This is a genomic window from Exiguobacterium algae (assembly GCF_018617875.1).
Classification (GTDB): Bacteria; Bacillota; Bacilli; order Exiguobacteriales; family Exiguobacteriaceae; genus Exiguobacterium; species Exiguobacterium algae.
The window spans coordinates 432,219-453,957 of the sequence record NZ_JACSKZ010000001.1 but is presented as its reverse complement, the minus strand read 5'-3'; the positions used below and the strand labels follow the sequence as shown (position 1 = coordinate 453,957).

The following is a 21,739-nucleotide window of genomic DNA, read 5'->3' as shown; positions in this document are numbered from 1 at the left end:
ACGGTCGAGAAATTTGGCCCTTTTCTACTTGTAGAAAAGGGTCTTTTTTTTCGAACGCATGTACCCGTATGGTATGATGGATGCAGAAGAGAATGGAGGTCGAATGATGAACAAATTACTACTCCTGGACGGGAACTCGTTGACGTACCGCGCTTTTTTTGCGCTGCCTCCGATGTCGGATGCATCAGGTCGAAACACGAATGCGGTCTATGGATTTACGATGATGTTATTGAAGTTAATGGAAGATGAACAACCGACGCATTTTGCGGTGGCGTTCGATGCCTCGAAAAAAACGTTTCGTCATGATACGTACGCTGAGTACAAGGGTGGTCGGGAAAAAACACCAGGGGAACTGCGTGAACAGTTCCCACTCGTGCGCGATGTGTGTAAAGCGTTCGGGATTTCAGTTCTCGAATTGAATCAATATGAGGCGGATGACATTATCGGCACCCTCTCTAAAAACAAGTCATTCGATCAAGTCACTGTCGTAACGGGGGATAAAGATTTACTTCAGTTGATTGACGATCGCGTGACGGTTTACTTAACAAAACGAGGAATCACCGACGTCGAGACGATGAACGAAGCTGCGTTTAAAGAACGCTATGAAGGCTTGGCTCCGATTCAAATGATTGATTTGAAAGGGCTGATGGGCGATAAGTCGGATAACATCCCTGGAATCCCGGGGGTCGGGGAGAAGACGGCGTTGAAACTGATTACAAAATACGGATCGGTGGAAGCGTTATACGAACATACGGATGAACTGAAAGGGAAACAAAAAGAAAAAGTCGAGGCGAACGAGCGGGAAGCGAAAATGTCGAAGCAGTTGGCGACGATCCACACGAGCGTCCCGATTGATTTGAGTCCTGACGAGTTGGTGTTCCACCCTTATGACGTCTCGAAAGTGAAACCACTGTTCGTCGACCTTCAGTTCAAGTCCCTTCTCGGGAAACTTTCAGGAACGACGGAAGAAGAAAGCGCTCCAAAACAAGAGCTTCAACAAATTGATATCGGGCAACATGACTTATCCAAAGCCGTTCTTTTACTCGAACAGCTTCAGGACGATTATTTTGAAGAAGACGTGATTGGAGTCGCGATTGCGTCCGATGCTGGTGTCACCGTCGGACAGCTTGACCTGCTCCAGGATGAACGGGTCCGCGCCTGGGTTGAAGAGGAGACGCAACCCACGATTTGTCTGGACGCAAAGCAAACCATTATCCAATTGAAACGACAAGGGTTGACGTTACGTGGATATGAAGATTTACTCGTCGCAGGTTATTTACTTAACCTGTCTGGAGGCACGACGTTGAGCTCGATTGCCGCTCATTTCTCGTATTCCTTGACGGAAGATGAAGCCGTATACGGAAAAGGGGCCAAAATCCATATCCCTGAACAAGTGATTCTTCACCGCCATATCGGTGAAAAAGCGTTCGCAGTGTTGACACTTTTCCAACGAGTGACCGATGAATTGAATCAAAATGAACAAACGGCCCTGTATGAAGAATTGGAGCGTCCGCTCGTGTCGGTCCTCGCAGAGATGGAATGGGCAGGGATTCATGTCGATGTCTCCACGCTTCAAGAGATGGAAGTGGACTTAAGAGAGCGACTCAATCAGTTAGAGAAGTCAATCCACGAATTGGCTGGCGAACCGTTCAATATCAACTCGCCTAAACAACTCGGGGTCATCCTGTTTGAAAAACTAGGCCTGCCGCCTGTTAAGAAGACGAAGACAGGCTATTCGACCGCCGCCGACGTTCTGGAAAAGTTAGCCCCGATGCATCCGGTGATCGAGAAGATCATGCATTATCGTGAACTTGGAAAACTGCAATCGACGTATGTGGAAGGGTTGCAAAAAGTGATCAAAGAGGATGGGAAGATTCATACCCGTTATACACAGACGCTAACGCAGACAGGGCGCCTGTCTTCTGTCAATCCGAACCTGCAGAACATTCCGATTCGTCTGGAGGAAGGACGACGGATCCGTAAAGCGTTCACGGCGAGTGAACCGGATTGGTTGTTATATGCGGTCGATTACTCTCAAATCGAACTGCGCATCATGGCACACATGTCACAAGACGAGAAGATGCTCGCCGCATTCTTACATGACGAGGACATCCATACGTCGACTGCGGCGAACGTATTTAAAGTCTCACCAGAAGAAGTGACCTCGCTCATGCGTCGCCAGGCAAAGGCGGTCAACTTTGGAATCATCTACGGAATCAGTGACTACGGGCTATCTCAGAACCTGGGCATCACCCGTAAAGAAGCCCAAACGTTTATCGACACGTATTTTGAACAGTTCCCTGGCGTGAAAACCTTTATGGATGCCGCCATCGAGCGGGCTCGTGAACACGGCTATGTCGAAACGATGTTGAAGCGCCGTAGAAACATTCCCGACATTCATTCCCGCAACTTTAACTTGCGAGGTTTTGCGGAGAGAACGGCAATCAATACACCGATTCAAGGGACGGCGGCAGATATCATTAAAAAGGCGATGATCGATGTCGATCGGACCCTGCAGGCGTCTGATCTCAAATCACGTCTCTTGCTCCAAGTTCATGATGAACTAATTTTTGAGGGGCCAAAAGACGAAATGGATGCTCTCGAGTCACTCGTGAAGCAAGCCATGGAACACACGGTCACGCTCGATGTGCCGCTCCGGGCAGACGGCTCGGTCGGAGAGACGTGGTTCGACACGAAATAAACGGAAAGAAAGGAAATTTGTATGCCAGAGTTACCGGAAGTTGAAACCGTCTGTCGCCGGCTGCGACCGTTTGTGTCAGGAAAAACGATTCAGTCGGTCGATGTGTATGACGATAAAGTGATACGGGGCCAGGAGGCAGACGTATGGAAACAACAATTGATTGGAGAACGCATCCTTGACGTGGAGCGCCGTGGGAAGTTTATTTTGTTCAAGTTAGAACACGGCTATCTTGTCTCGCATTTGCGAATGGAAGGGAAATTCTTCCCACATGAGCGTCAGGTCGAACCTGTCAAACACACGCACGTTGTGTTTACGTTCACTGACCAGTCCACCCTTCATTACAATGACGTTCGAAAATTCGGGACGATGGAGCTACGGACCAATGAAGCGGTTCATTCGACGCCACCGTTGTCACTTCTCGCATATGAGCCATTTGATGAGCGAGTGACTAGCGACTCGCTCCATCAACGCTTACGAAAGTTGAAGTCCCGGGCGATCAAAACAGCGCTCCTTGACCAATCGATTTTTGTCGGCCTTGGAAACATTTATGTCGATGAGACGCTGTTCCGAGCTGGGATTCATCCGACACGGACTGCCGCAAGTTTGTCGCTTGCAGAAGTGGAACGTGTCCGCACGGAAGCGGTCGCCGTATTATCGGAAGCGATTGAGCGCGGAGGGAGCACGATTCGAAGTTACACGAACCCTGACGGTGCGACGGGAACATTCCAAGACCGTCTCTACGTTTACGGACAGACTGGAGAACCGTGTCAGCGCTGTGGGCATCCGATTGAAAAAATGAAGTTAGGCGGACGGGGTACGCATTATTGTCCGCACTGTCAACAATAAGGGGTGGGCATCATGTTGAAAATTGGATTAACCGGTGGCATCGCGACAGGAAAGTCGACGGTTTCGAAGTTGCTTCGGGAGAAGCAAATCCCGATCATCGATGCGGATCAAATCGCTCGGACGGTTGTGGAACCGGGGGGGAAAGCCTTTTCGGGGGTGCAATCCGCTTTTCCGCAATGCTTTGACGGAGATCAATTGAACCGTCCGGCGCTCGGTCGCGAAATTTTTCATGATGATGCGAAGCGGGAGCGGCTGAATCAATTGATGCATCCGGCGATTCGGGAAGAAATGCAGGAACAGATGCACGCTTATGAGGCAGCAGGTGAGAAAGTCGTCATTTTTGACATCCCGCTTCTGTTTGAAGGAACGATGCTGGATTTGGTCGATTACTCGGTTGTCGTCTATTGCCGAGAAGAAATCCAGTTGATGCGGCTCATGGAGCGGAACGGACTGACGAAAGAAGAAGCGCTCGCGCGCATCCATTCACAAATCCCGATCGAAGAGAAAAAACATCGGGCTGACTTTTTGATCAATAACAACGGCTCCCTGCAAGACTTACCAAAGCAAATCGACTGGCTGTTGACACAATTTGAGACCATACAAAAAGAAGGCGAATAATAAATGAACTGCCCCATAAAAGTTGGACTTTCATGTCCAACTTTTTTGGTTCAGTTCAAAACGCCTTCTTTTTTTAATTGAGCGGATCATTTTCGGGAGATCCTTTTTTCCACGTGTCATATATTGCTCGTCCGTCGCTCGGGTGTCCGTTTGAATAGTAAATCGGATAAAGTGAAAAGAACACATAATAGAAAGAAAAGTAGGCAAATTGATATGTGTAAATCGTCGGCTCAATTTCTCGATTCAGAATGAACCAATTCAAAATCAAAATGCTCGCCAAGTTGAAAAACGCTCCTCCACCATATACGAGGGATCGTTTAAGGCGGTTACTGTTCTTCAAATCGGAAAATTGACACCAGGCGTCATAGAAGTAGACGCGATTGACTTGCAAACGTCCGATTTTAAAGAGTTTTTTTCCAGTTCCAATCTGCATATCCAATGAGCCGCCAAATAATTTGGCGAAGAAAAAGTGTCCGAGTTCATGAATCAACGTCACAATCGGCAAGATGACGAAAAACGAAATGACAAATTTGTCGAGATCGCCCCAATCAAACATATGGGTGTGCTCCTTTCCGTGCCCTTCAAGACAAATGATTTCCCTCATTTACAAAAGCTAAACGACAGAAAATGAAAAAAATGTGACGATTCATAGTGAAAACGCTTACAATTATCCGTTATAATAATGTCGTAATGTAGAAAAAGGGGGATTCAACATGGGGACAAAGGTTGCGATTAACGGATTTGGTCGAATCGGTAGAATGGTCTTTCGAAAGTTGATGCTTGAAGGAAGACATGAGGTAGTGGTCATCAATGCGAGTTACCCAGCGGAAACGCTGGCGCATCTGATTAAACATGACACGGTTCATGGACCGTTCCCACTTACCGTTCGGGCACATGGGGATGCGCTCGAAGTGGACGGGAAATGGGTCAAACTCGTATCTGAACGAAATCCGTCTCGCTTGCCATGGTCAGAACTCGGGGTCGAGATCGTGGTCGAGGCGACCGGGAAGTTTAACTCGGATGAAGGTGCGAAACAGCATTTGGAGGCAGGGGCAAAGAAAGTCATTTTAACAGCACCGGGGAAAGGTGATGTACGTACGATCGTGATGGGGGTTAACGATCGCGATTATCTTCCGGATGACGATCACATCATCTCGAACGCCTCTTGTACGACGAACTGTCTCGGACCGATTGTCAAAGTTCTTCATTCTCAATTCGGGATCGAGACGGGACTGGTGACGACGGTACATGCTTATACGAATGATCAAAACAACATCGATAATCCACACAAAGACTTGCGACGTGCACGGGCGTGCGGAAGCTCGATCATCCCGACGTCAACGGGGGCGGCAAAGGCCATCGGTCTGGTCATGCCGGAACTCCAAGGAAAGTTGAACGGGATGGCGCTACGGGTGCCGACGCCAAACGTATCACTCGTCGATCTCGTGGTCGAACTTCACCGTGAGGTCACGGTCGAGGAAGTGAATGAAGCGTTCGAACGGGCAGCCTACGGAGAAATGACCGGAATTCTTGGTGTCTCGAATGAACCGCTCGTCTCAATCGATTTTAACGGCGACGACCGTTCGTCGATTGTGGATGCAGAGTCGACGATGGTGCTCGGAGGCAATCACGTCAAAGTGCTCGCCTGGTATGATAACGAGTGGGGTTATTCGTGCCGTGTCGTTGACTTACTGGATATGGTAGCGAGCTATCTACAAATCGGCCGTCAAGAAACACACGCCTAAAAAATATTACTGTCTAAAAAATATTTTTATTAATTTTTAAACAAATGACTTGTAACGACGTCCCAAACACGTTACACTCAATTTCGTGAACTTCAATTGGTCTGACAAACGCAGCTCAAAGGGTTAGGACCTCTTAGGACTAACTTGCCCCCGTGGTTGTGGGCGATTCAGGCACAAAGTGAGTGAACATTAACTACTTTGAGACCATTGATGTAAAGGGGGATCCACTATTATGGATACTATGGGACGTCACATTATTACTGAACTTTGGGAATGTAACCCTGAAAAATTAAACGATATCGACTACATCGAGCGTTTGTTCGTTGACGCGGCACTCCGTTCAGGAGCAGAAGTTCGCGAAGTCGCTTTCCACAAATTTGCGCCGCACGGTGTAAGTGGAGTGGTGATCATTTCAGAATCACACTTAACAATTCACAGCTTCCCTGAGCACGGCTACGCATCAGTTGATGTGTTCACGTGTGGAGATCGAATCGATCCAGCGACAGCTTCTGAGTACATTGCAGAAGGTTTGGATGCAAAAGTACGCGAAGATGTGAAACTTGAACGCGGTATGGGACCAATTCGTGTTCCAGAAGCACAAGTGGCACTCACAAAATAATTTTGTAAGACCTTTTAAGGCTGGCCGTTTAACGGTCAGCCCTTTTAATTGTTTTGTTCATGCGCTAATTTTGATATGCTTAACGTATATATAATGAGTCGTTGAGGTGGACTATGGGATTCCTTGATAAGTTACAAACACACATTGAAACAAAAGACACACATAAAAATGAATCGTTACGAACGCGTTATTATGCAGCTTCACCGAACGCAATCCTAAAATGGTTGGAAGGAACGATCCAGTCTGAAGGACAGGCTGTCCGCCGAATCGACACCAATCGAGGCGAGCTTTCTTTCTATGGCGAAGGCTGGGACGGGCTTGTGACCGTCATCCAAGTCGATGGCGGCCGAACTGCGGTCGACTTCACGCTGAACCGTGAACAACGTCTTGGTGTCGACCTGGCACGCATCGTCCAACGTTATTATGATGCGTTGCAGCAACAGTTCCCGCTCCGAGCGATTGGGAATCAATCTGTCGAAGGATAAGGAGGGCTGGGCATGCGTTGTCCAAAATGTGATCATAATGGAACGAGAGTGCTCGATTCCCGACCTGTACAAGACCATTATTCGATTCGACGCCGGCGTGAATGTGAAAAGTGCGGCTACCGGTTCACGACGTTTGAAACGGTTGAACAAACCCCGCTCATCATCGTCAAGAAAGATGGGAATCGGGAAGAGTTTAGCCGGGAAAAAGTGTTGCGTGGAATTATTCGGGCATGTGAAAAACGCCCGGTCACACTCGAACAACTTGAAGGCGTCGTGACGAAAGTGGAACAACAGCTTCGCGCGCTCGGACAATCTGAGATCCCGAGCGAACAAGTTGGAGAACTTGTGATGAATGAATTGGCACGCGTCGACGAGGTGGCATACGTTCGCTTCGCTTCCGTGTATCGTCAGTTTAAAGACATCTCAGTCTTTTTTAAAGAACTGGAAGATTTAATGAAGCAAGAAAATTCGACCAACTAAAGGGCGGCCTGCTGGTCGCCCTTTTTCAGGGGAGAGAACTATGGAGAAAGAACGAACAATTTTTGGGACGGATGAGCTGTTGATCATGAGCACAGGGCTCGTTGACCGTGAATCCTATCAGTCCCTATACCATTTGTATCAGCCTGTGATCGGGGTAAAAGCACTCGCCTTATATCAAACGCTTTGGAGTGAATTGAAACCCGGGAAAATGAAATCGAATTATATGTCACATAGTGCACTTTGTGAGCTATTGGAGTTCTCGGTCGCCGAATTGACGGACAGTCTGTTTCGACTTGAAGCGATTGGACTGGTCCGGACGTATAAGACGAAAGATGCGCGACACACTCAATACGTGTATCAGTTGCGCGTACCGCTTGCGCCGCATACGTTCTTAAACGATGGATTGTTATCGAGCTTCCTCTTTTATAAGGTAGGGGAAGTCCGGTTCAAGCAACTGCAAGGACGCTTCACCATCGACCCGCTCCCGGCTGGTATTGTCGAGGTAACGAAGGACTTCAACGAAGTGTTCGATGTTAAAGGGGTGAACCACCGCGCGTTCACGCAAAAGAACTACGAAAAACCGGACCGGGCAAAAATTGAGATCAACTATTCCTTCGATATGGAAATCGTGAAAAAGTTGACGAATTTCCCGGTCGGGTTCTTCACGAAGAAACTCGATGAGACGATCACGAAGCTGGCCTACGTGTCACAGCTGGACGAAGAGACGATGGCCGAGATGCTGAAAGAGTATTTCGTTCACGAGGCGTACTTACCGCTCAGTGAGCAGGAAAAGCGAGACGGTTGCCGTCAGATGGTCCTTCAATTGAAAAAGAAACAATCCCGGCACCGGAAAGAAAAATCGGTGGAACTCGCCAAAACCGATTTGGGAGACCTGCATGACACGGATGTCATGGAGTCTGCCCATCCGCATCAGTACGTATCGACGCTTCGAAAAACACCTCAACTATCCAAGAGTGATGAACAACTCATCATCGAACTCGTTGATACGCTAGGTCTCCCTCCCGGGGTAATCAATGCACTCTTCTATTACTGTATTGAAGTGAAGAAGCAGACACGACTTAGCGAGAACTATGTGCTACGGATTGCGACAAGCTGGAAGACGGCCGGCTATACGAATGCAAAAGAGGCGCTCGAACGGGAAGAGTCGCAAGATGCGTTGATTGAAAAGAAACAACAAAAACGTGAGAACGTTCAACGATCGACAGTCGGTTCGCGTCGGAAAAATCAACAGGGCGATTTACCGAAGTGGCTTGAAGAAGAAGCGAAACAACAACGTTCGTATGATCAGGCACGTAAGAAAGAACTTGAGTCTTCTGTGCCTGACGATGCAGAACTCGTCAAGTTATTGAATGAACTGAAGGAGAAAGGATGAGGCAGATGGAACGAATCAATCAGTCGCTTTCCCAACTGATGAACCGAAAAGAGGTCCGTGAGGCATACGAGTCGATTCGAAAACGAACACTTGACCACCCGGGCGTCAACTCTTTTTTACATGCTCATCCTGAGCTCGATGAAAAAGCAATCGAGGTTGGCTTCACGAAACTGAGTGAATATGCTGAGCAGATGGACGGGAAGACGTTCTTGGAAGAGCAAGCCGTCATCCCGGGGCATCAACCGGTCTTATACGTCGATATGGGACAAATCGCGATTCGGTATGAAGAAACGGTCGCACATCGTCAGGCTCGTCGGCAAAAAGAGATGGACCGGAAATTCAAGAGTCTCTTCTTACCGGAAGAAGTGCGCGAGGCGAGCTTCAGTTCGTTCGATTGGACGGACGATGCCCGCAAAATTGCGCTTCGTGAAGCGATGCGTTTTGTGACGGGGATGAAATCAGGGCAAAAAGTGAATGGGCTGTATTTGCACGGAAGTTTTGGGGTTGGTAAAACCTATCTCCTCGCGGCCATTGCGAACGAGCTGAAAGTGGCAGACATTGAAACAATCCTTGTCCACGCCCCGGGCTTTGTTTCTGAGGCGAAACGCAAAATCCGCAGTGAGTCGTTCGATTCCTTTTTGACATCGTTCCAGCATGTCCCGGTCCTTTTGATCGATGACATTGGAGCTGAGGCAATCAGTCCATGGGTACGGGATGAACTGTTTGGCATCATCCTTCAATACCGGATGATGCACCGATTGCCGACGCTTTATAGCTCGAACTTCAGCGGAGAAGAGCTCGAAACGCATTTCTCCATCGACGGATCGCCGCAAAACAAAATGAAGGCACAGCGCCTCATGCAACGGATTTCGACAACGACGACACAGATTGAGCTGAAAGGTGAAAATCGCCGTCGGTAAATGAAGGCACAGCGCCTCATGCAACGGATTTCGACAACGACGACACAGATTGAGCTGAAAGGTGAAAATCGCCGTCGGTAAAGGATTGTTTTTCTCGTTTGAGTTGACTATACTAGTAACCATATAAGGGATGCCTAGATGAGGATATGAAACATCGAGACGCGTGTTTAGCGAGGGAAGGGTGGTGCGAGCTTCCTGACGACGACGATGATTTTACTCCCTCGGAGCACCGCACGGGCCAATCGTGCGGCGAGTCACACTCGTTATCGTGTGTTCGAGCCAAGCAAATCGCTTGGGAACGAGGGTGGTACCACGAGAATCAAAGCTCGTCCCTTTTTAGGGATGGGCTTTTTTTATTTTCTATATTGAGAGGGGACAGATGTACATGATTCAATTAACATTTCCAGATGGCGCAGTAAAAGAGTTTGAGGCTGGCGTCACAGCAGAAGATGTCGCCGGTTCGATTAGTCCCGGTCTTCGTAAAAAAGCAATCGCAGCGAAAATCGATGGCGAAATGATCGATTACCGCCGTCCAATCGAGCATGACGGGAAAATCGAGCTTGTGATGCCGGATTCAGAGGATGGACTCGATTTGATGCGTCACTCGACAGCCCACTTGATGGCGCAAGCAATCAAACGTCTATACGGAGAAGAAAACGAGATTTATCTCGGGATCGGACCGACAATCGAAAACGGATTCTACTATGACATCGAGATGGACCGCCGCATCAATGAAGAAGACCTTCCGGAAATCGAGAAGATGATGAAGCGTATCGTCGATGAGAACTTGGAAATCACTCGCGAAGTCGTCACACGTGACGAGGCGCTCGCGCGCTATAAAGAGCTGGGCGATCCGCTCAAAGTGGAGTTGATTGAAGACATTCCTGCAGAGGAAACACTCACAATCTATCACCAGGGCGAGTTCTTCGACCTTTGCCGCGGACCACACGTCCCATCGACTTCTAAATTGAAAGTGTTTAAATTGATGAGCGTGGCCGGAGCCTACTGGCGTGGTGACTCGGACAACAAGATGTTGCAACGGATTTATGGAACGGCTTGGGCGACAAAAGAACAGCTCAAAGAACATTTACGTCTCTTGGAAGAAGCGAAAGAGCGGGATCACCGTAAACTCGGTAAAGAGCTCGACCTCTTCTTCGTCTCACAAGAAGTCGGTCAAGGTCTCCCGATGTGGTTGCCTAAAGGTGCATCGATCCGCCGGACTGTAGAACGCTATATCGTGGATAAAGAGCTTGAACTGGGCTATCAACACGTATACACACCGGTCCTTGGCTCGGTCGACCTTTACAAAACATCAGGACACTGGGATCACTATCAAGACGATATGTTCCCGAAAATGGAGATGGACAACGAGGAACTCGTTCTCCGTCCGATGAACTGTCCGCACCACATGACAATCTACAAACATGAGCCGCGTTCATACCGTGAGCTTCCGCTTCGGATCGCTGAGCTTGGCGGCATGCACCGTTACGAGATGTCAGGCGCGCTCACAGGTCTTCAACGTGTTCGTTACATGGTCTTGAATGATGGCCACACATTCGTTACTCCTGAGCAGATGAAGCAGGAATTCAAGGACATCGTCCACTTGATTCAGGAAGTGTATGCTGACTTCGGTATCAAAGATTACCGTTTCCGTCTGTCGTACCGTGACCCTGCCGACAAAGAGAAGTACTTCGATAACGATGCGATTTGGGAAATGGCTCAAAGCCAGTTGAAAGAAACGATGGATGAGCTCGAGCTCCCATACTTCGAAGCAGAAGGCGAAGCGGCATTCTACGGACCGAAGCTTGATGTTCAAGTTCGTACAGCCCTCGGAAAAGAAGAGACACTCTCAACAGTCCAGTTGGACTTCCTTCTCCCTGAACGTTTCGATTTGACATACACAGGTCCGGACGGAAAAGACCATCGTCCGATCGTGCTTCACCGTGGTGTCGTCTCGACGATGGAACGTTTCGTGGCGTACTTGATTGAAGAATATAAAGGCGCGTTCCCAACATGGCTCGCTCCGGTTCAAGTCAAATTGATTCCGGTCTCGCACGTCCACGATGAGTATGTCGCTGAAGTGAAAGCAGAACTCGTCAAACGTGGCGTCCGCGTCGAAACGGACCTTCGTGACGAGAAGCTCGGTTATAAGATTCGCGAAGCGCAAATGAAGAAAATTCCGATGACACTCGTACTTGGGGACAAAGAACGTGATGAGCGGGCGGTCAACATTCGCCGTTACGGTCAACAAGAACAAGTCTCGGCATCACTTGATGAATTCATCGCATCGCTCACAGAAGAGATTGCGAACCGTTCACGTTAAGACCAAAAGCCACCTTGAAAAAGGTGGCTTTTTCAGTCTGTAGACGGATGCGTCGGATCGCTTCTGACGTGTATCGTATGCTCAAGGAGTGATTCATATATGAATAGGTTGAAGCCGATCATGGCTCTTACAATTGGAACTGTCGCGTTTACAGGAATGCTTCCGAAAGTCGGGGCGGAGGCGATTGTCAACGATACAATCGTGACGCTTGGAGAATCGTTATCGTCAGAACAAAAGAATTGGGTGCTCGACCGTGTCGACGCGCCAGAAGGCATTGAGCCGATTATTGCCACTTCAGCAGACGAAGATCGTTATTTAGGTGATTCGGTCCCTGAAGCCAAGCGAGGGGGCGGCATGTATTCCTCTGCCCGCATCAAATTGACCGAAGGCACAGGACTGGATATCAAGACAGAAAACGTTACCTGGGTGACGAAAGATATGTATGCCAATGCGTTGGTGACGGCAGGTGTGACGGATGCGGATATTTATATCACGTCCCCGATTCAAGTGACGGGCACGTCCGCACTGACGGGGATCATGAAAGCCTACGATCAGACCGCGGATGAGACAGGCATTCAGTTGTCGGAAGAACGAAAAGAGTTGGCACAAGAAGAACTCGCCGTGACGTCGGAGATTGGAAAGACGGTCGGACAAGAAGATGTCGCTGCACTGATGAATGACATTAAGGCAGAGGTCGCAAAACAGATGCCACAGACAAACATTGAAATTCGGGATATCGTCATTCAAGTGCTCAATCAAAACAATGTGCAACTATCCGAAGGGCAGCTTGACCAGTTGACGACTTTGTTTGAGAACATGCAGCAGGCGGACCTGGATTGGGCGTCCATCAGTGACGGTCTTAAAAATGCGGGACAAGATGTCCAGGACTTTTTAGAGAAGGAAGAAGTGCAAGGTTTCTTTGCCCGACTCTTCGCTGCCATCAGTAACTTCTTTCAATCTTTGACAACCTGATATGTAAAATTGTGTGAAAAGTTATGAGTGGATAAATAACTACGGGAAGCGGGTATAGTCTATTCAAGATGCATCTGATGTTGAGGAGGAAAAGACATGATTGCTGGCGTTCCGTTACACCCTTTGCTCGTGCATGCCCCGATTGGTTTGTTATTGTTTGGCACGCTACTGATTTTACTCAGTTTGAAATGGACGAACTTTCGTTTGTTCGCGCTCGTTACTTTGATCACGGGATTACTGTCCGGTGTCCTCGCTTATATCTCTGGGGATAGTGCGGAAGAGTATGCAGAAGCAAATTTGCCGGCCGTCACAGACGCGATGATTGAGAATCACGAGCACTTTGCGTTGTACAGTTTGATTGCATTTGGCGTGACGATCGTGCTTCTTGGGCTTGGCTACCGCAGTAAAGGGAAGTTATGGATCACATTGAGTTTGATTGTGGCTATTATTGGTGCAGGTTTACTCGCCTATGCGGGTCACTTAGGTGGACAAATGGTCTATACGCAATAAAAAAGGGCGAGAGCCCTTTTTTAGTACCAGCGTTTATGGATATAATTTTGAGCGGACTCGTGATCATCGACAATTTTTAATGTGACGCGGTTCATCTCTTCTAACAAGTCGGTTAGAACAGCCTGCAATTTTTCATCTTCGAGTCCATGTTGCCGCATCGTCTCACTGACGATTCGCTTTACTTGTTCATGGTAATCGTATTCCCGTGTCACATCTTTTCGCCAATTCATCTCCATCCCTCCTTTGTTAATTATTTATTCCCATTGAAAAGGTATTGCGAAACGAGAGAATGACTGGTATCATCATAAAAGTGTGAGCTACCAATTATTCATGCGCGATATCTTGACATCTTTTCCTGCTAGTGCTAAGATGACATAGTGATTAAAAACAACAAAGCAGAAGCACCCGCTTTTCACCTCGTCTGAGAGCAATCAGGCAGGTCCATCAAGTTCTTGGTTCAATCGGCATCGTCTGCCGTTTTATGACCTCAACTGATGTGTGGGTGGGAAACTGCCGACGCTTTTTTTATTGCCATGTTGTCTTGTCAATCTAAATCTCGTGCATTTGCACGATGGAGGTGCTAACCATTAGCAAAGAGCTCTTTATCAACGAAAACATTCGTGCCCGTGAAGTACGTCTCATTGGCGCAGACGGTGCACAACTCGGTGTGAAATCACGTAACGATGCGTTGCGTTTAGCTGAAGAAGCGGAATTAGACCTCGTCTTAGTCGCAGATAAAGCAAATCCACCGGTCGCTAAAATTATGGACTATGGGAAGTACCGTTTCGAACTCCAGAAGAAGGAGAAAGAAGCGCGTAAAAACCAAAAAGTCATCCAAATGAAAGAAGTACGTCTCAGTCCAACAATCGAGGACAACGATTTCCAAACAAAATTGCGTAACGCACGCAAGTTCCTTGAAAAAGGAAACAAAGTGAAGGCTTCGATTCGTTTCCGCGGACGTGCCATCACACACTCGGAAATCGGGAAACGTGTTTTGGACAAAATGGCAGCGGAATGTGCCGATTTGGCAACAGTTGAACAAAAGCCGAAGATGGAAGGACGCAGCATGTTCTTAGTGCTGGCTCCGAACAAAGAAGATTAATCATCGATTCTCAGTGGGGAGGAAATACTCATGCCGAAAATGAAATCGCACCGCGGTGCTTCAAAACGTTTCAAACGTACAGCATCAGGTAAACTCAAGCGTTCACACGCTTACACAAGTCACTTGTTCGCAAACAAATCGACTAAAGCGAAACGTAAGCTCCGTAAAGGCGCTATCGTATCAGCTGGAGACTTCAAACGCATTCGCAACATGATCGCGAAGTAATACAGAAACAATTTAGGAGGGAATCCATATGCCACGCGTAAAAGGCGGTTATACGACTCGTCAACGTCGTAAAAAGCAAATTAAACTTGCCAAAGGATACTTTGGTTCGAAACACATTCTATTTAAAGTAGCAAAACAACAGGTCATGAAGTCACTCATGTACGCTTACCGTGACCGTCGTCAGAAGAAACGTGATTTCCGTCGTCTTTGGATCACACGTATCAATGCGGCAGCACGTACAAACGGTCTCTCATACAGCCGTATGATGCACGGCCTCAAGCTTGCAGGAATCGACATCAACCGTAAGATGCTTGCTGAGCTTGCTGTGACAGATGCACAAGCATTCGCGTCACTCGCTGAAACAGCTAAATCAAAATTGAACGCGTAATCGTTCAATCGACAGCGCCGAGACACTCTCTCGGCGCTTTCTTTTTTCGGGGAAATTTCTTAAAATTAAAAGAAGGAGGGACACGCATGAATCAGTCCGTTTTAGCAATCGTCGCATTGGCGTTGATTGTCCTCAATTTTTATACGTATATTCAAGCGAAGCGCTACACGCATGGACAAGGTGATTTTAATATATGGTATGCCTATGCCGGTGGTGCCATCGGCGCGTTATTCGGTCTTCATTTAACGCGTCATAAAGCCGTACATGCCCCAAAATCTGTGCAATTACAAGTATTGATTTTAGCAGTAGGCTGGTCTTTAATGATTTTAGTACTGTTATAAGTGTTGATAGGGGAGGAACATCCGGTGAACTGGACAACATTGTTTGATCGGCAACGTGAATTGGATACGCGGATCAAAGAAGAACATCAACTATCTGGAAACCAATTCGATGAACGATTGCTTGCGTTGCTTGTCGAGCTCGGTGAACTGGCGAACGAAACGCGCAGCTTTAAATTTTGGTCGAAAAAAGGACCGTCGCCTCAAGACGTGATCTTGGAGGAATACGTGGATGGTATTCATTTTCTGCTTTCTCTCGGACTTGCTCTCGGGTATGAGAGAGAGGCATTCCCGGCAGGTAGTTCATATCTTGATGCGACTGACGCTTTTTTAGACATATATCGTAAAGTGACAAACTTCGGTTTGTCGAAAACCGAAGCGATGTATGAAACGTTAATGGCGGCCTACCTTGAACTCGGATATACACTCGGGTTTAATGAGCAACTCATCTTGATGGCCTACATGGAGAAAAATAAAGTGAACCATGAACGACAAAACCAAGGATATTAAATTGAAGATTGGAGCGGATGATCATGAATGAATCATTACATATGTTGAAACGATTGACAGATGCAACAGGGGTCCCAGGAAACGAGGGAGAAGTCCGCTCATTGATGCGCGAATACCTCGAACCGCACGTCGAATCATTCGAACAGGATGGATTAGGCAGCTTGTTTGGTCGCGTGACAGGGGACGAGAACGGCCCGCGTGTCATGATTGCCGGACACATGGATGAAGTAGGGTTCATGGTCACACGAATCGAGGAAGGCGGATTCCTCCGTTTCCAGGCGCTCGGTGGTTGGTGGAACCAAGTTTTACTCGCACAACGGATGGATGTCGTGACACGGTCAGGTGAAAAGATTCCTGGTGTCATCGGAGCGAAACCACCGCACGTTTTACCTTTAGAAGCACGGAAAAAACCTGTCGAAATCAAGGATATGTTCCTTGATATCGGAGCCACGTCAAAAGATGAGGTGGCGGAATGGGGAATTCGTCCAGGCGATACGGTCGTCCCCCATTGTGAATTCACCGTCATGAAAAATGAAAACTTCCTCATGGCAAAAGCATGGGACAACCGAATTGGTTGTGCGATTGCGATTGAAGCCGCGAAACGATTAAAAGAAGACGCGCTTCCGGGTGTTCTTTATACAGGAGCGACGGTACAGGAAGAAGTCGGTTTGCGTGGCGCGGTCACAGCAGCAAACTTGATCAAACCGGACGTCGCGATTGCCGTCGATACAGGGATTCCGAGTGATACGCCAGGAATGACACCTGCAGAAGGGTTGTCTAAACTCGGCGAAGGAGTCCAGGTGATTTTCTTTGATGCGACGACCGTGACGAATCCACGACTCGTTGACCTGATCGTCGACGTGGCAAAAGAGAACGACATTAACTATCAACTCGATTTGACGCCGGGTGGCGGAACGGACGCTGGACGTTTCCACTTGTCAGGGATCGGAATGCCGGCGATTGCATTGACTGTACCGGTTCGTTACTTGCATACAAACGTCTCGATTATCCATAAAGCGGATTACGAGGCGGCGGTCGACTTAGTCGTGGCGCTTACAAAACGCTTGGACCACGAGACGGTTCAATGGTTGAAAGAGGGATAATATGACGAAAATCACGTCAACGAAAAGTGAGACGATCAAGCGCCTGAAGCGATTGATGACGAAAAAAGGAAGACAAGAGACGGGTCAATTTTTAGTCGAGGGTGAGCATCTGGTGGACGAAGCGATTCGTGCCGGTCGCCTCGTCCAATTGATCATGGGAGAATCGTACACGCCGAAAGAAACGTGGCGCGTGAACGACATGCCTGTACTTGAATTGTCTGATCACGTCGCTGACCTGTTGAGCGAGACAGAAAAAACACAAGGTGTGTTTGCTGTCGTGAAAATGGCGCCGGTCGAACGGACGATGGAAAAAGTACTCGTTCTTGACCGGATTCAGGACCCGGGTAATCTCGGGACGATGATTCGAACGGCAGACGCAGCAGGATTTGACACGGTCCTTCTTGGAAAAGGGACGGTCGACCCGTACAACGCGAAAGTGGTGCGGGCGACACAAGGTTCACTCTTCCACGTGAACGTGAAATCGGTCGACCTTCATGAATTTTTGCCAGAGTTAAAAGAAGAGGGCTTTCACGTATATGGTACGGCCTTGTCGAAAGCGACTTCATACGAGAAAGTCGATTTTGCGAAGCGCATGGCACTCGTGATCGGAAACGAGGCACAAGGTGTGCATCCTGAAGTACTCGCATTATGTGACACACGTGTCCATATCCCGGTCCTCGGTGAGGCGGAATCGCTCAATGCGGCGGTTGCGGCGGGTATTTTAATGTACCGGATTGCGTTGCAATAATCTTGTCAGTTTGACAAAAACGTGATAGGTTAAACACATCGACTATATGTAAAGACGTTGAAAGAGCATAGTACGCGAACGACCGAACACGTTCAGGGAGCATGGCCGTGACTGAAAGCCTAGCCTTGTTCGGCGCCGAATTCACTCTGGAGTCGTGTTGGAAACAGCACCGGGTTGGCATCACGATATCGATGCTCTCAAGTGGGCCGATTTCGGCCAAGTAGGGTGGTACCGCGATCATTCGTCCCTTCAGTCATTGACTGAGGGACTTTTTTTGTAGAGGAGGAAGAGTACAAATGAAAGAGCAATTAGAACAATTACAGGTTGAAGCGTTAGAAGAAATCAAAGTGGCATCGACGCAAAAAGCATTGAATGATGTACGAATCAAATACTTAGGAAAAAAAGGTCCGATGACGGAAGTTCTCCGCGGGATGGGCAAACTGTCAGCGGAAGAGCGCCCGGTCGTCGGGGAGCTTGCGAACAAGGTGCGTGCGTCGATTCAAGAAACGCTTGAAGCACGGATTGAAGAAGTCAAAGCCATCGAGCTTGAAGCAAAACTCGCGGCTGAAACAATTGATGTGACGCTCCCGGGGCGGACGACATTCCCTGGAAATAGTCATCTGCTACAACAAATCATTGATGAGATGGAAGACTTGTTCGTCGGTCTCGGCTACACAATCGCCGAGGGGCCGGAAGTTGAGACGGACTTGTATAACTTTGAAATGTTGAACTTGCCAAAAGATCACCCGGCACGTGACATGCAAGACTCGTTCTATATTACAGACGAGACGCTACTTCGTACCCATACGTCGCCAGTTCAGGCGCGTACGATGCTCGAGGCGAACGGACAACCGATTCGGATCATTTGCCCGGGGAAGGTATATCGACGTGACGAAGATGATGCGACGCATTCGCATCAATTCATGCAAATTGAAGGACTAGTCGTCGATGAATCCATTTCGATGGCCGATTTGAAAGGGACGCTCGAGGTGTTCGTCAAGCAATTATTCGGTGAGTCACGTGAGATTCGTCTCCGTCCAAGTTTCTTCCCGTTCACAGAACCATCAGTCGAAGTGGACATCTCATGCTTCAAATGTGGCGGAAAAGGTTGTAACGTCTGCAAAGGTACAGGTTGGATCGAGATTCTCGGAGGTGGAATGGTTCACCCTCACGTCCTCGAGATGGCAGGCTATGATTCGACGAAAATGTCAGGATTCGCATTCGGGATCGGTGTTGAACGAATGGCGATGCTTAAACACGGCGTGGATGACATCCGACACTTCTATACAAACGACTTACGTTTCATCGAGCAATTCTAAGGAGGAAGACATATGTTACTTTCAAAAAAATGGTTGAACCAATATATCGACGTCTCAGATTTGAGTGGGGAAGCCCTTGGTGATTTGATCACGAAAAACGGGATTGAAGTCGAGAGCGTCACAAGTCGTGCGGAAGGTTTGTCAGGCATTGTCGTCGGTCACGTCCTTTCATGCGAAAAACACCCCGAAGCAGACAAGCTGAATGTGACGAAAGTTGACATTGGCGAATGCGAACCTGTCCAAATCGTCTGTGGAGCGCCAAACGTTGCAGCGGGACAACACGTCATCGTTGCCAAAGTAGGCGCCAGACTGCCTGGATTGAAAATTAAAAAAGCGAAACTCCGTGGCGTCGAGTCACAAGGGATGATCTGTTCACTCGAAGAACTTGGGTTTGAGAAAAAACAAATTCGTGAAGATGAGCAAGACGGGATCCATACGTTCCGCGAAGATGTTCAAGTCGGGGCGGACGTCCTTGACTTGCTCGATTTGAATGATGAGATCATCGAGCTCGGCTTAACGCCAAACCGTTCGGATTGCTTGAGCCTTTACGGAATTATTCATGAAGTGGCGGCCATTTTAGAGCGTCCGTACACACTCCCGACAGCGAATGTGACGTCAGATGTGAAGACGGATGTTACCGTGCAACTCGATACAGCGAACTGTCCTTACTATGCGGCGCGTCAAATCGATGGCGTCACAATCGAGGAGTCGCCACAATGGTTGAAAAACATTTTGATTGCTGAAGGCGTTCGACCAATCAATAACATCGTCGACGTAACGAACTATGTGATGCTCGAGCTCGGTCAGCCGTTGCATGCCTTTGATGCGAAGAAACTCGGGTCGTCCATCGTTGTCCGTCAAGCGGAGAACGGGGAAGAAATGATCACGCTTGATGACATGACCCGTACTCTTGATTCAACAATGATGGTCATCACGAATGGAACGTCACCAGTCGCCATTGCAGGGGTGATGGGTGGTGCGAATACAGAAGTAGACGATACGACAACAAGCATCGTTTTGGAGTCGGCCTACTTTGATCCGGCGTCCGTCCGTAAAACAAGCCGTACACTCGGACTTCGTTCGGACTCGAGTGCACGCTTTGAAAAAGGGGTTGACCCGGAACGCGTGTTAACGGCACTGGACCGTGCTGCCGCTATGATTGTCGAACTGAGTGGCGGAACGATTTCACAGGAAGTCATCGCCGGTGGAAAAGATTCGAATTCTCGCACAATCGAAGTGTCGATCGATTACATCAACGGTCGTCTTGGAATGGAACTTGATCGCCAGACGATCGTTCAGATTCTCGAACGTCTCGGTTTGAAGGTGGAAGGGGACACGACGTTAACGGTTCACATTCCGTCACGTCGCCCGGACTTGGAGCTTCCTGCCGATATTACGGAAGAAGTGGCGCGTTTGTATGGATACAACAGCTTGCCTTCTAGCCTTCCTGCCTCACAGGCAAAAGGTTACTTACCGGCAATCAACGTGTTACGCCGAAACGTTCGTCGCATTTTACAGGGCGCAGGCCTATCACAAGCCATCACGTATTCGCTGACTAGCGAAGCGAATGCATCACGATTTGATGAGCATGGAAGTGAAAAAGTACGGCTTGCGATGCCGATGAGTGAGGAGCGCTCGGTTCTTCGCACATCCCTCGTCCCGGGGTTACTGGAGACGGCACGTTATAACACGGCACGTCAACAAGCCAACGTCGCGCTTTATGAAACAGGTCGTGTCTATTTCGAAAAAGGTGACACCCTCCCACGTGAGACAGAACGGGTTGCAGGTGTGTTCACGGGACTATGGATGGACCATCGTACACAGGGTACGCGCATTCCGGTTGATTATTTCGTCGCGAAGGGTGTCGTGGACACGCTTGTTCATACGCTTCGACTTGACGTGACATATGAAGCGGCAGTCCTTCCAGACATGCACCCTGGGCGTACAGCAAGAATCTTGAAGGATGGAGAAGTAATCGGATATGTAGGGCAAGTTCATCCGGCCGTCTCAAAAGACGTCTATGGGTTGAAAGAAGTTTACGTATTTGAACTCGATTTGTTGGCGCTTCAAACGTCGTCGACGCTTCTTTATCAAGATGTTCCGCGCTATCCGTCCGTGTCGCGTGACCTCGCACTCGTGTTGAACCGTGATATCCCGGCTGGTCAAGTCGAGGCAACGATCAAACAAGCTGCTGGACCGCTTTTGATCGACCTTTCCGTATTTGACGTGTATACAGGGGAAAATGTTGGAGAACATGAGAAGTCAATCGCCTTCTCGCTCAAGTATCAAGACCCGACACGTACGTTGCAGGACGAAGAAGTCAATGCATCGTATGAAAAGATTGTAGAAGCAGTCAAAGTCGAGCATGGGGCAGAAGTACGCGCATAATAAGCA

23 protein-coding genes are annotated in these 21,739 nt (G+C 48.4%); 21 read left to right on the top strand and 2 right to left on the bottom strand.

The window, feature by feature from the left end; genetic code table 11:
- The first annotated feature begins 106 nt into the window (after positions 1-106).
- Genes polA through coaE form a run of 3 tightly spaced genes read left to right on the top strand, consistent with a single transcriptional unit; the run spans position 107 to position 4,165 of the window.
- Complete coding sequence (gene polA / locus KNP03_RS02350) at positions 107-2,701, top strand: DNA polymerase I (protein ID WP_214824709.1); 2,595 nt, start codon at positions 107-109, stop codon at positions 2,699-2,701.
- Between the two features lie 21 nt (positions 2,702-2,722).
- The gene (gene mutM, locus KNP03_RS02345; protein WP_214824706.1) at positions 2,723-3,547 is read left to right on the top strand and encodes a DNA-formamidopyrimidine glycosylase; all 825 of its coding nucleotides are present in this window, start codon (positions 2,723-2,725) and stop codon (positions 3,545-3,547) included.
- Between the two features lie 12 nt (positions 3,548-3,559).
- Complete coding sequence (coaE, locus tag KNP03_RS02340; RefSeq protein WP_240544412.1) at positions 3,560-4,165, top strand: dephospho-CoA kinase; 606 nt, start codon at positions 3,560-3,562, stop codon at positions 4,163-4,165.
- 73 nt (positions 4,166-4,238) lie between these two features.
- Here the strand turns inward: coaE and KNP03_RS02335 are convergent, their stop codons facing one another.
- On the bottom strand, positions 4,239-4,721 hold the full coding sequence (locus tag KNP03_RS02335) for a site-2 protease family protein (RefSeq protein WP_214824703.1): 483 nt from the start codon (positions 4,719-4,721) through the stop codon (positions 4,239-4,241).
- Positions 4,722-4,878: 157 nt separating this feature from the next.
- On the opposite strand from KNP03_RS02335, the gene KNP03_RS02330 reads away from it, so the two are divergent.
- The 9 genes from KNP03_RS02330 (at position 4,879) to KNP03_RS02290 (ending at position 13,612) form a co-directional block, all read left to right on the top strand.
- Positions 4,879-5,910 (top strand): glyceraldehyde-3-phosphate dehydrogenase, encoded by a 1,032-nt coding sequence (locus KNP03_RS02330; RefSeq protein ID WP_214824700.1) that lies wholly within the window; start codon positions 4,879-4,881, stop codon positions 5,908-5,910.
- A gap of 232 nt (positions 5,911-6,142) precedes the next feature.
- A complete protein-coding gene (speD, locus tag KNP03_RS02325; protein WP_214824684.1) occupies positions 6,143-6,529 on the top strand; it encodes an adenosylmethionine decarboxylase in 387 nt (128 codons plus the stop codon).
- Positions 6,530-6,642: 113 nt separating this feature from the next.
- The gene (locus tag KNP03_RS02320) at positions 6,643-7,014 is read left to right on the top strand and encodes a hypothetical protein (RefSeq protein ID WP_214824681.1); all 372 of its coding nucleotides are present in this window, start codon (positions 6,643-6,645) and stop codon (positions 7,012-7,014) included.
- Between the two features lie 12 nt (positions 7,015-7,026).
- Entirely contained in the window at positions 7,027-7,494 is a 468-nt protein-coding gene (gene nrdR, locus KNP03_RS02315) for a transcriptional regulator NrdR (RefSeq protein WP_214824679.1), read from the top strand.
- 40 nt (positions 7,495-7,534) lie between these two features.
- A complete protein-coding gene (locus tag KNP03_RS02310; protein ID WP_214824645.1) occupies positions 7,535-8,887 on the top strand; it encodes a DnaD domain protein in 1,353 nt (450 codons plus the stop codon).
- Between the two features lie 5 nt (positions 8,888-8,892).
- Positions 8,893-9,807 (top strand): primosomal protein DnaI, encoded by a 915-nt coding sequence (gene dnaI / locus KNP03_RS02305; protein ID WP_214824635.1) that lies wholly within the window; start codon positions 8,893-8,895, stop codon positions 9,805-9,807.
- A 379-nt stretch (positions 9,808-10,186) separates the two neighbouring features.
- Entirely contained in the window at positions 10,187-12,130 is a 1,944-nt protein-coding gene (thrS, locus tag KNP03_RS02300; protein ID WP_214824631.1) for a threonine--tRNA ligase, read from the top strand.
- A 99-nt stretch (positions 12,131-12,229) separates the two neighbouring features.
- A complete protein-coding gene (locus tag KNP03_RS02295; protein ID WP_214824628.1) occupies positions 12,230-13,102 on the top strand; it encodes a DUF1002 domain-containing protein in 873 nt (290 codons plus the stop codon).
- 96 nt (positions 13,103-13,198) lie between these two features.
- Positions 13,199-13,612 (top strand): DUF2231 domain-containing protein, encoded by a 414-nt coding sequence (locus KNP03_RS02290; protein ID WP_214824625.1) that lies wholly within the window; start codon positions 13,199-13,201, stop codon positions 13,610-13,612.
- Between the two features lie 20 nt (positions 13,613-13,632).
- On the opposite strand, the gene KNP03_RS02285 is transcribed toward KNP03_RS02290, so the two are convergent.
- Positions 13,633-13,842 (bottom strand): hypothetical protein, encoded by a 210-nt coding sequence (locus KNP03_RS02285; RefSeq protein ID WP_214824622.1) that lies wholly within the window; start codon positions 13,840-13,842, stop codon positions 13,633-13,635.
- A 341-nt stretch (positions 13,843-14,183) separates the two neighbouring features.
- On the opposite strand from KNP03_RS02285, the gene infC reads away from it, so the two are divergent.
- The 9 genes from infC (at position 14,184) to pheT (ending at position 21,733) form a co-directional block, all read left to right on the top strand.
- The gene (infC, locus tag KNP03_RS02280) at positions 14,184-14,714 is read left to right on the top strand and encodes a translation initiation factor IF-3 (RefSeq protein ID WP_074033409.1); all 531 of its coding nucleotides are present in this window, start codon (positions 14,184-14,186) and stop codon (positions 14,712-14,714) included.
- Between the two features lie 30 nt (positions 14,715-14,744).
- Positions 14,745-14,939, top strand: coding sequence for a 50S ribosomal protein L35 (gene rpmI / locus KNP03_RS02275; RefSeq protein WP_012726697.1), 195 nt, complete (start codon positions 14,745-14,747; stop codon positions 14,937-14,939).
- 28 nt (positions 14,940-14,967) lie between these two features.
- A complete protein-coding gene (gene rplT, locus KNP03_RS02270; RefSeq protein WP_012726696.1) occupies positions 14,968-15,327 on the top strand; it encodes a 50S ribosomal protein L20 in 360 nt (119 codons plus the stop codon).
- An 86-nt stretch (positions 15,328-15,413) separates the two neighbouring features.
- Positions 15,414-15,668 (top strand): hypothetical protein, encoded by a 255-nt coding sequence (locus tag KNP03_RS02265; protein WP_214824620.1) that lies wholly within the window; start codon positions 15,414-15,416, stop codon positions 15,666-15,668.
- A gap of 24 nt (positions 15,669-15,692) precedes the next feature.
- Positions 15,693-16,175 (top strand): dUTP diphosphatase, encoded by a 483-nt coding sequence (locus KNP03_RS02260; protein WP_214824618.1) that lies wholly within the window; start codon positions 15,693-15,695, stop codon positions 16,173-16,175.
- Positions 16,176-16,198: 23 nt separating this feature from the next.
- Positions 16,199-17,278 carry a M42 family metallopeptidase gene (locus KNP03_RS02255; protein WP_214824616.1) on the top strand — a complete coding sequence of 360 codons (1,080 nt, stop codon included), beginning with the start codon at positions 16,199-16,201 and terminating at the stop codon, positions 17,276-17,278.
- Position 17,279: 1 nt separating this feature from the next.
- Positions 17,280-18,026, top strand: a complete 747-nt coding sequence (locus tag KNP03_RS02250) for a TrmH family RNA methyltransferase (protein ID WP_214824615.1) — start codon at positions 17,280-17,282, stop codon at positions 18,024-18,026.
- 296 nt (positions 18,027-18,322) lie between these two features.
- On the top strand, positions 18,323-19,345 hold the full coding sequence (gene pheS, locus KNP03_RS02245; protein ID WP_214824614.1) for a phenylalanine--tRNA ligase subunit alpha: 1,023 nt from the start codon (positions 18,323-18,325) through the stop codon (positions 19,343-19,345).
- A gap of 12 nt (positions 19,346-19,357) precedes the next feature.
- Positions 19,358-21,733 (top strand): phenylalanine--tRNA ligase subunit beta, encoded by a 2,376-nt coding sequence (gene pheT, locus KNP03_RS02240; RefSeq protein WP_214824608.1) that lies wholly within the window; start codon positions 19,358-19,360, stop codon positions 21,731-21,733.
- Positions 21,734-21,739: the final 6 nt, after the last annotated feature.